Origin of the sequence: Enterobacter sp. RHBSTW-00593, from assembly GCF_013784105.1 — a bacterium.
In the GTDB taxonomy this organism is placed as follows: Bacteria; Pseudomonadota; Gammaproteobacteria; order Enterobacterales; family Enterobacteriaceae; genus Enterobacter; species Enterobacter ludwigii.
Map to the genome: position 1 here is coordinate 3,502,153 of NZ_CP056393.1, position 12,937 is coordinate 3,515,089.

Annotated in this window: 9 protein-coding genes; 5 read left to right on the forward strand and 4 right to left on the reverse strand. The window is 56.2% G+C overall.

The features are described 5' to 3' along the window. Positions 1-2: 2 nt before the first annotated feature. Positions 3-1,991, forward strand: coding sequence for a transketolase (gene tkt, locus HV242_RS16750; protein ID WP_025203492.1), 1,989 nt, complete (start codon positions 3-5; stop codon positions 1,989-1,991). Here tkt and HV242_RS16755 read toward each other — a convergent pair. The 3 genes from HV242_RS16755 to aegA all read right to left on the reverse strand — a co-directional run bounded on the left by HV242_RS16755 (position 1,988) and on the right by aegA (position 5,774). Next, on the reverse strand, positions 1,988-3,031 hold the full coding sequence (locus tag HV242_RS16755; RefSeq protein ID WP_020883076.1) for a DUF1176 domain-containing protein: 1,044 nt from the start codon (positions 3,029-3,031) through the stop codon (positions 1,988-1,990). The genes tkt and HV242_RS16755 overlap by 4 nt on opposite strands. Before the next feature lie 108 nt (positions 3,032-3,139). Then, positions 3,140-3,730: a GDP-mannose pyrophosphatase NudK gene (nudK, locus tag HV242_RS16760; RefSeq protein ID WP_020883075.1), complete on the reverse strand. Its 591-nt coding sequence runs from the start codon at positions 3,728-3,730 to the stop codon at positions 3,140-3,142. 67 nt (positions 3,731-3,797) lie between these two features. Beyond that, positions 3,798-5,774 carry a formate-dependent uric acid utilization protein AegA gene (gene aegA, locus HV242_RS16765; RefSeq protein WP_047356589.1) on the reverse strand — a complete coding sequence of 659 codons (1,977 nt, stop codon included), beginning with the start codon at positions 5,772-5,774 and terminating at the stop codon, positions 3,798-3,800. A 152-nt stretch (positions 5,775-5,926) separates the two neighbouring features. On the opposite strand from aegA, the gene narQ reads away from it, so the two are divergent. Both narQ and acrD read left to right on the forward strand, forming a co-directional pair. Then, positions 5,927-7,621, forward strand: a complete 1,695-nt coding sequence (gene narQ / locus HV242_RS16770) for a nitrate/nitrite two-component system sensor histidine kinase NarQ (RefSeq protein ID WP_047356590.1) — start codon at positions 5,927-5,929, stop codon at positions 7,619-7,621. A gap of 142 nt (positions 7,622-7,763) precedes the next feature. Then, positions 7,764-10,877, forward strand: a complete 3,114-nt coding sequence (gene acrD, locus HV242_RS16775) for a multidrug efflux RND transporter permease AcrD (protein ID WP_020883072.1) — start codon at positions 7,764-7,766, stop codon at positions 10,875-10,877. 109 nt (positions 10,878-10,986) lie between these two features. Here the strand turns inward: acrD and ypfM are convergent, their stop codons facing one another. Next, positions 10,987-11,046: a protein YpfM gene (ypfM, locus tag HV242_RS16780; RefSeq protein ID WP_015572204.1), complete on the reverse strand. Its 60-nt coding sequence runs from the start codon at positions 11,044-11,046 to the stop codon at positions 10,987-10,989. Positions 11,047-11,433: 387 nt separating this feature from the next. On the opposite strand from ypfM, the gene HV242_RS16785 reads away from it, so the two are divergent. Together HV242_RS16785 and dapE are read left to right on the forward strand one after the other, a co-directional pair. Then, positions 11,434-11,784, forward strand: coding sequence for an ArsC family reductase (locus HV242_RS16785; RefSeq protein WP_050737159.1), 351 nt, complete (start codon positions 11,434-11,436; stop codon positions 11,782-11,784). Between the two features lie 10 nt (positions 11,785-11,794). After that, positions 11,795-12,922, forward strand: coding sequence for a succinyl-diaminopimelate desuccinylase (gene dapE, locus HV242_RS16790; RefSeq protein WP_047356592.1), 1,128 nt, complete (start codon positions 11,795-11,797; stop codon positions 12,920-12,922). Positions 12,923-12,937 lie beyond the last annotated feature (15 nt).

Genomic DNA, 12,937 nt, shown 5'->3' on the forward strand with positions numbered 1-12,937 from the left:
TTATGTCCCGTAAAGAGCTAGCCAATGCCATTCGCGCCCTCAGCATGGATGCCGTGCAGAAAGCCAATTCCGGCCACCCTGGCGCCCCCATGGGCATGGCTGACATTGCCGAAGTGCTGTGGAATGATTTCCTGAAGCACAACCCGAACGATCCCAGCTGGTACGATCGCGACCGTTTTATTCTCTCTAACGGCCACGCCTCCATGCTGCTCTACAGCCTGCTGCACCTTTCCGGCTACGACCTGCCGCTATCCGAGTTAAAAAACTTCCGCCAGCTGCACTCAAAAACGCCGGGCCACCCGGAGATAGGCTATACGCCGGGTGTGGAGACCACCACCGGGCCGCTCGGCCAGGGGTTAGCCAACGCGGTCGGGCTGGCGATTGCCGAACGCACGCTGGCGGCGCAGTTTAACCAGCCAGACCACGAGATTGTCGATCACTACACTTATGTGTTTATGGGCGACGGCTGTCTGATGGAGGGGATTTCTCACGAAGTCTGTTCGCTGGCGGGCACGCTGGGGCTGGGCAAGCTGATCGGATTTTACGATCACAACGGTATCTCCATCGACGGGGAGACCAAAGGCTGGTTTACCGACGACACGGCAAAACGGTTTGAGGCCTACCACTGGCACGTAGTGCATGAAATTGACGGCCACGACCCAGAAGCGGTGAAAAAAGCGATTCAGGAAGCGCAAAGCGTGAAGGACAAACCGTCCCTGATCATCTGTCGCACCACCATCGGTTTCGGCTCACCGAACAAAGCGGGTAAAGAGGAAGCCCACGGTGCGGCGCTGGGTGAAGAAGAAGTGGCGCTGACCCGGCAGAAGCTGGGCTGGAAATACCCGCCGTTTGAGATCCCGAAAGAGATCTACCGAGAGTGGGACGCCCGCGAAGAGGGTGAAAAAGCCCAGCACGCGTGGAATGAAAAATTTGCCGCCTATCAAAAAGCCCACCCGGAACTGGCCGCTGAATTCTCGCGCCGCATGAGCGGTGGCCTGCCGGAGGACTGGGATGCGAAAACCCAGGCGCTGATTGAAAATCTGCAGTCTAACCCGGCAAAAATTGCCACCCGTAAGGCCTCGCAAAACACTCTCAACGCCATCGGCCCCCTCCTGCCTGAACTGCTGGGCGGCTCCGCGGATCTGGCTCCAAGTAACCTGACCATCTGGTCTGGCTCAAAATCGCTGAAAGAGGATATTGCCGGGAACTATATCCACTACGGGGTGCGTGAGTTCGGGATGACCGCCATTGCCAACGGCATTGCCCATCACGGCGGGTTTGTGCCCTACACTGCTACCTTCCTGATGTTCGTTGAGTACGCCCGTAACGCGGCGCGTATGGCGGCATTAATGAAAGCGCGGCAGATCATGGTCTACACCCACGATTCGATTGGTCTGGGTGAAGACGGTCCCACGCACCAGGCCGTTGAGCAGCTGGCGAGCCTGCGTTTGACGCCAAACTTCAGCACCTGGCGTCCGTGCGATCAGGTCGAAGCGGCGGTTGGCTGGAAGCTGGCGGTTGAGCGCCACACGGGGCCAACGGCATTAATTCTGTCGCGGCAAAACCTGGCCCAGATTGAACGCACGCCGGAGCAGGTAAAAAATATCGCCCGCGGCGGGTACATCCTGAAAGACAGCGGCGGCAAACCGGATGTCATCCTGATTGCTACCGGTTCTGAGGTGGAAATTACCGTGAAGGCCGCGGAAAAACTGACCGCCGAAGGTCATGCGGTACGCGTGGTATCCCTGCCGTCCACCGACATTTTTGATGCTCAGGATGAGGCCTACCGTGAATCGGTCCTGCCCTCTAACGTCGCAGCCCGTGTGGCCGTCGAGGCGGGTATCGCCGACTACTGGTACAAATATGTCGGGCTGAAAGGTGCCATCGTCGGGATGCGTGGGTACGGCGAGTCGGCGCCTGCCGACAAGCTGTTCCCGTATTTTGGCTTTACCGTTGAGAATGTGGTTGAGAAGGCGCTGAGCGTAATTTAGCGCGTGATCCACAACGTGGGCCAGGCATCTGGCCCATTCCAGTTATCGCAGCTGGGCTCTTCTGCATAACGCACCAGGCGGAAACGCTGGCCGTCAAAACGCCAGCGCGTCTGGACCCCACAATCGCCAATACCGCGACCCAGCGCGAGCGTCGTCAGCTCGCGCGTTTTCTCATCAAAGCGGGCATTCATCAATTCGATTTCACTGCTATCGTCTGCAGGGGTGAAAGGCAGACGCAGCCTTACGCTGCGGGAAGAAAACGGCTTTTTGCGCGATACCAGCCAGGCCAGATCGACCGTGTTATACGCCCCCGCCTCACAGCTAATAATCAGCAATGCTTTTTCATCGGTTAACGCGGTGACGCGCACTTCACGGCGGTTAGGATCGAGCGAGCACTGGCTGTTGTTCATCCGCCAGGTGCCATAATCCAGCAGGTCGTTCAATTCGGCGTGGGAGAGCGGCGTCGGCGTCGGATTGACTACCGCCACCTTTTTTAAGGCGGGTGCAGGCGGCACGCTTAACGGCGGATCGTCACCTTTTTTAATCCAGGCCGTTTCACTCCCGACACGTTTCTGCTGCGCGTCAATAAACAACAGCGCGGCTTTCAGGCCGTTCAGAGAGATAACCTGGTCACCGCCGCGCAAGGTCAGGGCTTTTCCTTCCTGGATATTTTTCAGAAACGCCGTGATGGTGGCGGCATCATCACTTTTCAGATGCCACGGGGTTAACTGCCAGTGCTGACGATCCAGCTTGAGAGGAACCTTATCCAGCAACAACCGTGGCGCAATATCCGCTTCTTTCACGGCAGGGTCAGCAAGGCCGCCAAGATCGATACGCAGCGTAGCGTCGGTTTTCGCGCCGGCACTGCGGCTGAGCGTCATGACCAGCCCCCGGTGTTCACCGGTATTGCGTGCGAGGCAAAAATTCTGGTTATTGCAGGTCACCTGCCAGTCAGAAAATAATTGCTGGGCAGGCGCAGCCCACACCTGCGAGGAGGTGAGCACGCAAAACAGGCAGAGAAGAGAGACGCAATAGCGCATGAATGGCACAATCCCGGAACGAAAACGCTTAACTGGGCTGTATCTTCGTGTTCCCGCCCGGGTTGCTCAATCGGATTTATCGGATAGATTTATCCGAAATACAATCTATCACCGTTCGAAAGAGGCGTTCATCAGCCCGGTCGTTTGAAGATACTGTAGTAATATCACAGCTTTACCATCCCTGATTTCCCCGGCATGCATCATCTCCAGCGCCCGGGAAAACGGCAACTCCAGCACTTCAATATCTTCATCTTCCACGCCACCGCCGCGGTGAGTACGCTGCGCATCGCTGTATTCCGCGATGAAGAAGTGGACGATTTCCGTCACGCCGCCAGGAGACATAAACAGCTCGAAGACCTTTTTGACCTCTCCCACTTCAAAGCCAGTCTCTTCGACGGCCTCTTTGCGGATACACACTTCCGGCTCGTCGTCATCAAGCAGGCCCGCACAGGTTTCAATCAACCTTCCGTCAGGGTTGCCATTGACCCATGTTGCTACCCTGAACTGACGGATCAGCACCACACTCTGCTTTTCACGGTTATAGAGCAAAATGGTGGCACCATTGCCGCGGTCATAGACCTCGCGTTTATGGCGGATCACTTCACCGTTATTACGGGTTAAATCGTAAGTGATGTTACGCAGGACAAAGTAGTTTTCAGAAAGGATTTTGTCTTTGATAACGTCAATTTTCAGGGTCATACGGGCTCCACGACACAATGAGTCTTCCTATAGTACGCCGTGAAACCCGCTTTGTCGCCCGCCTGGTTTAGTGCGTTTTCGGCACACTGACCTCAAGCCAGTCGAGGATCCCCCGCGCCGCATGACGCCCTTCCGCCATCGCCGTCACCACCAGATCAGCGCCGCGCACCGCATCACCGCCGGCGAAAATTTGCGGGTTAGACGTCTGGTAACGATAGCGGCTTTCCACCGAGGCAATGATTCGCCCCCAGTCATCGGTGTTGACGCCCTGACTCTCCAGCCAGGGCATGGCATGTGGGTTAAAACCAAAAGCCATAATCACCGCATCGGCCGGCATGGCAAACTCGCTGCCCTCCACCGGGACGGGTCGACGACGCCCCTGCGTATCCGGCTCTCCCATCCGGGTGCGCAGCATCCGGATGCCGTTAACCTTGCCGTCAGCAGCAAGGGTCAATTCAACGGGCTGGACGTTAAATTCAAATGCGGCTCCCTCTTCTTTCGCATTCTTCACCTCTTTTTTCGAGCCCGGCATATTGGCTTCATCCCGGCGATAGGCGCAGGTGACTTTTGCCGCGCCGTGACGTAACGCGGTGCGCACGCAGTCCATTGCGGTATCGCCCCCGCCCAGCACCACCACGTTGAGCCCACGGGTGTCGATAAACGGTTCGTTGGCCGTCGCGTCCAGCCCCATGACGTGGCGCGTGTTCCCCACCAGGAACGGCAGTGCATCGTAGACGCCCGGCGCATCTTCATGGGGGATGCCCGCTTTCATCGAACGATAGGTTCCCACGCCAATGAACAGGGCGTCGTAATCTGTTTGCAACTGAGACAACGATACATCGCTGCCCACGTCGCAGTTCAGCTCGAAGTGAACCCCCATCGCAGTAAAAATCTCTCTGCGTCGTGCGAGCAGGGATTTATCCAGCTTAAAGGCCGGAATGCCGAAGGTCAGCAAGCCGCCGATTTCGGGATGCCTGTCATAGACCGTTACGCTCACCCCGCTGCGCACCAGCACATCCGCGCATGCCAGTCCGGCAGGCCCCGCGCCGATAATCGCGACGCGTTTTCCCACCGAAGAAACGCCAGACATATCCGGTCGCCAGCCCAGCGCCAGCGCCTGGTCAGAGATGTAGCGCTCGATGTTGCCAATGGTCACTGACCCTGACGCATCGCGCACGGTGCAGGCACCTTCACATAACCTGTCCTGCGGGCAGACCCGGCCAGTAATTTCAGGTAAACAGTTGGTCTGATGAGAAAGTTCAACCGCGCCGAGGATGTCACCGGCGTTAATCCGTTCAATCCACTGCGGAATGTGGTTGTGCAGCGGGCAGGTCCATTCACATATGCTGTGCTCCCCGCATTTCAGGCAGCGCGATGCCTCGCGTCTGGCCTGTTCGGTCCGAAACGGCAGGTATATTTCATTGAAATGGCCAACCCGCTCTTCGGCAGCCAGTTTGTCGGGCTCGCCGCGTGGCGGTGTGTTGTGCATCTGCTGCAGTTTGGTGGGTGCCGTCTCCTCGCTGACTGCCTCACTGTGCCAGGGTTGCGCCTCCAGCCTGGCGGTGCGCTGACGGCGCGATTTTGCCAGGTTATCCAGCACGTCAGGCGTCGCCAGCGTCAGCACATCTGCCGGGCAATTTTCAATACAGGCCGGGCCCTGCGGGCGGGTCAGGCAGAGATCGCATTTATACGCCGCGGCTTTTGCACTGCCGTTGTCGAGCGGCGTAACGATAATCTCCATTGTGCCGAAGGGACAGGCAACCACGCAGGCTTTACAACCGATGCATTTTTGTTGATTCACCTGTACGCTGTCATCGCGTTTGCTGATGGCGCCGTTCGGGCAACTGAGTGCACACGGGGCATTTTCACAGTGGTGACAGGTGACGGGGCTGTTCTGCGCGCCAGAGTTAAGGACCGTAATACGGGGATGGAAATGGCGCTCGCTCAGGACATGTTGCTCATCATTATGCGCCATTACGCAGGCAACTTCGCAGGCATGGCACCCAATACATTGCTGGCTGTTAGCCATAATAAAACGATTCATAACGACACCTGTTTTTGGTTCAATAACCTTATTCTTTGTATGAATATGGTATTTACTCATCACAGCGTCGTCAGGCAATGTTCAATTGCCCGGAATGCCAAACTATTTCCAGTGAACCTGTGGCAGATCAATTTTATTCAGGAAGCCGTTCTGTGACCGTTAAACGCCCTGTTTCCGCAAGCCTGGCCTGGGCTTTCTTTTCGATGATTGTGTTATCCGTTCTGACCAGCACCGTCGCGCTGCTGACGCTTGCCAGCAGCCAGCGTGACGCCGAAGCCATCAATATTGCGGGTTCACTGCGTATGCAGAGTTACCGGCTGGGCTATGAGATGCAGCGCAATAGCCCTTCCCTGACACAGCATCGCCAACACTGGCAACACACCCTGAGCGCACCTGCACTCCAAAAGCTGAACCGCTGGTACGTGCCGGACGATGTCAAACAGCGCTACCAGCAGCTGCATCTGGCCTGGCAGGAGATGGATACGCACATCGCCCACGGCGATCTCGTGTGGTATCAAACCCATATCGAAGATTTTGTTGGCCGTATTGATGCCTTTGTGCTCGCCCTTCAGCACTATACCGAACATAAAATTCAGACGGTGACCCTGCTCTCTCTGGCTGGCGCGCTGGGGATCCTGCTGCTGACGGTGTTTACCCTGCGACGCATCCGTCGCCAGGTGGTCTTGCCGCTCAACAATCTGGTCGCCGCAAGCGAACGCGTTGAACGGGGACAATTTGATACCCCGGCACCGGATACCGCTTTGCCGAATGAACTCGGTCAGCTGTCCCGCGCCTTTAACCATATGTCGGCGGAGTTACACACCCTCTATCGCTCGCTTGAAGATTCGGTTGCGGAAAAGACCCGGCACCTGAACGAGGCGCATCAGCAGCTCGAAATGCTGTTCAAATGTTCGCAGGCGCTCAACACCGGACAGATAGACAGCCACTGTTTCCGGCATATATTGCAAATCGTCCATGAATACACCCGGATGAATTATCTGGAGTTACGGACCAGCGACGACTGGCGTCTGTGTGAAGGGAGTGAGGCAGCCGACATGCCGCTGCAAAACCTGCCGGTGCTGATGCAGGACACGCTCTACGGCGAGCTGCGCTGGCAGAGCGAGACGGACAGCGTCCCGCTTCCGCTGATGAGAAGCGTGGCGACAATGCTCGGGCGCGGGCTTTACTTCAACCAGGCACAAAAGCATTACCAGCAGTTGCTGCTGATGGAAGAGCGCGCGACGATTGCCCGCGAACTGCATGATTCCCTCGCGCAGGTGTTGTCGTATTTGCGGATCCAGCTTGCGCTGCTTAAGCGTGCCGTACCGCAAGAGAATGCCCCGGCGCAGACCATCATCACCGACTTCTCCCGCGAGCTTAACAATGCCTGGCATCAGCTTCGCGAGCTGCTCACCACCTTCCGCCTGACGCTCAACCACGCTAACCTGCCGGCAGCCCTTCAGGAGTCACTCGACGGCCTGCAGAGCCAGACGCAGGCAAAGCTGCATCTTGACTGTCGCCTCTCCTCGCTGGCCCTTGACGCACAAAAGCAGGTGCATCTGCTGCAGATCGTGCGTGAAGCGGTGTTGAACGCAATCAAGCACGCGCAGGCCAGCGAGATCACCGTAAGCTGTATCACCGCCGTGGACGGCACGCACAGCGTGAGCATTCGCGACAATGGCATCGGGATTGGCGAAGCCAGCGAGCCGCCGGGACATTACGGGCTGAATATTATGCGTGAACGCGCGGAACGGCTCGGCGGTACCCTGCACTTTTCGCAGCCACAAAATGGGGGAACGCAGGTGAGCGTGACATTCCCTTCGTCGCTGGCGTTAACAGGTAAATAACCGTAAAGGGGGCAGCGCAGAGAAACGCGCATGATAATTTACATTATCTCCTTTATTTCTCCACGTTTGGTCTTCGTCTTGCCGCTAAAGTGGTGCGGGCAATAAACAATAATGACGTGCAGCAAAACGAGGTCAATTTTTCATGGCGAATTTTTTCATCGATCGCCCCATTTTTGCCTGGGTACTTGCCATTCTGTTGTGTCTGACAGGTGTCCTGGCCATTACTTCACTTCCCGTTGAGCAATACCCCGATCTGGCACCTCCTAACGTGCGTGTCACAGCAAACTATCCCGGCGCCTCGGCACAGACGCTGGAAAATACCGTGACGCAGGTTATCGAGCAGAACATGACGGGTCTGGATAACCTGATGTACATGTCCTCACAAAGCAGTGCCACGGGCCAGGCAACGGTGACCCTGAGCTTTACGGCCGGGACTGACCCGGACGAAGCGGTGCAGCAGGTACAAAATCAGCTGCAGTCAGCCATGCGAAAACTGCCGCAGGCAGTGCAAAATCAGGGCGTTACCGTACGTAAAACGGGGGATACCAATATTTTGACCATCGCGTTTGTCTCCACTGATGGTTCCATGGATAAGCAGGATATTGCGGACTACGTTGCCAGTAACATTCAGGACCCGCTCAGCCGTATTAACGGCGTAGGGGATATCGACGCCTACGGGTCACAATATTCAATGCGCATCTGGCTCGATCCTGACAAGCTGAACAGCTTCCAGATGACGGCGACTGACGTGACGGACGCCATCAAGTCGCAGAACGCCCAGATTGCCGTAGGGCAGCTGGGAGGAACGCCTTCCGTCGAAAAACAAGCCCTGAATGCCACCATTAACTCGCAATCGCTGCTTCAGACTCCGGACCAGTTCCGCAACATCACCCTGCGCGTGAATCAGGACGGTTCAGAAGTGCGGCTGGGCGATGTCGCCACGGTGGAAATGGGCGCGGAAAAGTACGACTACCTGAGCCGCTTTAACGGTAATCCCGCCTCCGGCCTGGGGATTAAACTGGCCTCCGGCGCAAATGAAATGGCGACGGCGAAACTGGTGTTAGACCGCCTGGACGAGCTGTCGAACTATTTCCCTCACGGCCTTGAATACAAAGTCGCCTACGAAACCACCTCCTTCGTTAAAGCGTCGATTGAGGATGTGGTGAAGACCCTGCTGGAAGCCATCGCGCTGGTCTTCCTGGTCATGTACCTGTTCCTGCAAAACTTCCGGGCGACGCTGATCCCGACCATAGCCGTCCCCGTGGTCCTGCTGGGCACCTTCGCGGTGCTTTACGCGTTTGGCTACAGCATCAACACGCTGACGATGTTTGCAATGGTGCTGGCAATTGGCCTTCTGGTGGATGACGCCATCGTGGTGGTTGAAAACGTCGAGCGCATCATGAGCGAGGAAGGCCTTTCCCCGCGCCAGGCCACGCGTAAATCGATGGGGCAAATACAGGGCGCGTTAGTCGGCATCGCCATGGTGCTTTCGGCGGTCTTTATCCCGATGGCCTTCTTTGGCGGCACAACCGGCGCCATTTACCGCCAGTTCTCGATAACCATCGTCTCGGCAATGGTGCTTTCGGTACTGGTGGCGCTGATCCTGACCCCTGCGCTCTGCTCTACCCTTCTTAAGCCTTTGCACAAAGGCGAGCAGCATGGTCAGAAAGGGTTCTTCGGCTGGTTTAACCGCATGTTTAACCGCAATGCCGCGCGTTATGAATCCGCCGTCGGTAAAGTGTTGCACCGCAGCCTGCGCTGGATGCTGATTTACGTAGTGCTGCTGGGTGGAATGGTCTGGCTATTCCTGCATCTGCCTACCTCGTTCCTGCCAATGGAGGACCGGGGAATGTTCACCACCTCCGTGCAACTTCCGAGCGGCGCGACGCAGCAGCAGACGCTGAAAGTGGTCGAAAAAGTCGAACAGTACTTCTTCACCCAGGAGAAAGATAATGTGGTGTCGGTCTTCTCCACCGTGGGCTCTGGCCCGGGCGGTAACGGGCAGAACGTTGCCCGTATGTTTGTACGCCTGAAGGACTGGGACGAGCGCGACACAAAAACGGGGACCGCGTCGGCCATCATTGAACGCGCAACCCACGCTTTTACTAAGATCAACGAAGCGCGCGTCTTTGCCAGCAGCCCACCGGCCATTAGCGGGCTGGGCAGTTCTGCCGGGTTTGACATGGAGCTGCAGGATCACGCCGGTGCAGGCCACACGGCGCTGATGGCGGCGCGCGATAAGCTGTTAGCGCTGGCGGGCAAAGACGCTGACCTGACCCGCGTTCGTCATAACGGCCTGGATGACAGCCCGCAGCTGCAGGTGGATATTGATCAGCGTAAGGCGCAGGCTCTGGGTGTTTCCATCGACGACATTAACGACACCCTGCAGACGGCCTGGGGCTCAAGCTATGTGAATGACTTTATGGATCGTGGGCGTGTGAAAAAAGTGTATGTCCAGTCCGCCGCGCCGTTCCGTATGTTGCCGAATGATATTAACCGCTGGTTTGTTCGTAATAACGCAGGCGGGATGGTGCCGTTCTCGGCGTTCGCCTCGTCGCACTGGGAGAGTGGTTCGCCGCGTCTGGAACGCTATAACGGCTATTCGGCGGTAGAAATCGTCGGTGAAGCCGCGCCGGGCGTCAGTACCGGTACCGCCATGGACACCATGGAGAAACTGGTGCAACAGCTGCCTGCCGGATTTGGGCTGGAGTGGACGGCGATGTCTTATCAGGAGCGGCTCTCCGGGGCACAGGCGCCTGCGCTTTACGCGCTTTCCCTGCTGGTGGTCTTCCTCTGTCTTGCCGCGCTGTATGAAAGCTGGTCCGTTCCGTTCTCGGTCATGCTGGTGGTGCCGCTTGGCGTCATCGGTGCGCTGCTGGCGACCTGGATGCGCGGTCTGGAGAATGATGTGTACTTCCAGGTAGGGCTGCTCACCGTGATCGGCCTGTCGGCGAAAAACGCGATCCTGATTGTTGAGTTTGCCAACGAGATGAATGCCAAAGGCCACGAGCTGATGGCGGCCACACTGCACGCCTGCCGTCAGCGCTTGCGTCCGATCCTGATGACGTCGTTGGCATTTGTCTTTGGGGTATTACCGATGGCAACCAGCACCGGTGCGGGCTCCAGCAGCCAGCATGCGGTAGGTACAGGGGTGATGGGGGGCATGATTTCGGCAACCGTCCTGGCCATTTATTTTGTGCCGCTGTTCTTTGTGCTGGTGCGTCGCCGCTTCCCGCTAAAGGAACGTCCTGAATAATAGTGCGTAATAAAAAAGGCGGCTCTCAGGGCCGCCTTTTAGGGTGTGTGATTAATTCACACTATGGTTATTTTACTTATTTAAGTGCTCTTGCAATTCTTACTGAATGTCATTTACGAAGCATGCCTTCGATAAAATCTTTCCAGTTCCCCAGTTCACGTTCAATCATAACTACCTCTCTTATTATTATGCGCATTCTACGAAAACGTATCATCATTGTGAAGACCGTCTAACCTATCGCTGTGATTGTACCCCGCTACTGTCAGGGATTTATGATAAATATGAACGCAGGGCCTTAAATTTTGTGTGACGCTCAGCAATATTTTGAAATAACCATACAGGCAGGTGAGATTTAAATTACCGCCTGAGTTCATTAGCATTTTCGGTCTTATGGACATCTATGCTTAAATGATGAAAGAATATTCAGCGTACAGTTGTGAGTTGAATTAAGAAGAAGTGTAAATCAAGACAATTCCTGAATGTGTTATATTCCACTTAAGGATATATCTTCGAAATTACTGAACATTTAATCATCATAAGAACAAAAGGATTCACCATGGTTGTGATGTACGGCATTAAAAATTGCGACACCATCAAAAAAGCACGCCGCTGGCTGGAAGCAAACAACGTGGAGTACCGTTTCCATGACTATCGCGTTGACGGGCTTGATGCAGAATTTCTGCATACCGCTATCAAGGAACTGGGTTGGGAGGCGCTGCTGAATACCCGTGGTACCACCTGGCGTAAACTGGATGAAGCCGTCCGGGCTGGCATCACCGACGCCGACAGTGCCGCCAAACTGATGCTCGAAATGCCGGCAATCATCAAACGCCCATTGCTCTGCGCGCCCGGGCAGCCTATGCTGCTGGGTTTCAGTGAAACCCTTTATTCCGACTTTTTTCGTTGAGGTGTAGTTTATGTCATGCCCGGTCATTGAGCTGACTCAGCAGCTTATTCGCCGTCCCTCCCTTAGCCCGGACGACGCAGGTTGTCAGGCATTAATGATTGAGCGCCTGCGTGCCATCGGTTTCACCGTTGAACGCATGGACGTTGGCGACACCCAGAACTTCTGGGCGTGGCGCGGTCAGGGCGAAACGCTGGCCTTTGCCGGACATACCGACGTCGTTCCCGCAGGTGATGCGGATCGCTGGATCAACCCGCCGTTTGAACCGACCATCCGCGATGGCATGTTGTTCGGGCGCGGTGCGGCAGACATGAAAGGCTCGCTGGCGGCGATGGTCGTGGCGGCAGAGCGCTTCGTTGCCCAACATCCGAACCACAGAAACCGCCTCGCGTTTCTGATCACCTCTGACGAAGAAGCCAGCGCCCATAACGGCACCGTGAAGGTCGTTGAGGCGCTGATGGCCCGCAATGAGCGTCTCGACTACTGCCTGGTCGGCGAGCCGTCCAGTACGGAAGTGGTGGGAGACGTCGTCAAAAATGGTCGCCGTGGTTCGCTGACCTGCAATTTGACCCTTCATGGCGTTCAGGGGCACGTTGCCTATCCACACCTGGCCGATAACCCGGTCCATCGCGCGGCACCGATGCTGAATGAACTGGTGACCATCGAGTGGGATAAAGGCAATGAGTTCTTCCCGCCGACCAGCATGCAGATTGCAAACCTGAAGGCCGGTACCGGCAGCAACAACGTGATCCCGGGTGATTTCTTTGTCCAGTTTAACTTCCGCTTCAGCACTGAACTGACCGATGAGATGATCAAAGCGCGCGTTATCGCGCTGCTGGAAAAATACAATCTGCGTTACACCGTGGACTGGTGGCTTTCTGGCCAGCCGTTCCTGACCCAGCGCGGCAAACTGGTGGATGCGGTAGTGAACGCCATCGAGCACTATAATGAAATTAAGCCACAACTGCTGACGACAGGTGGCACCTCAGACGGACGCTTTATTGCCCGGATGGGGGCCCAGGTTGTCGAACTGGGGCCGGTGAACTCAACCATTCATAAAATAAATGAATGTGTGAATGCTGCTGATTTGCAGCTGCTGGCCCGTATGTATCAACGAATTATGGAGCAACTCGTCGCCTGACGAACGCTCTGAGAG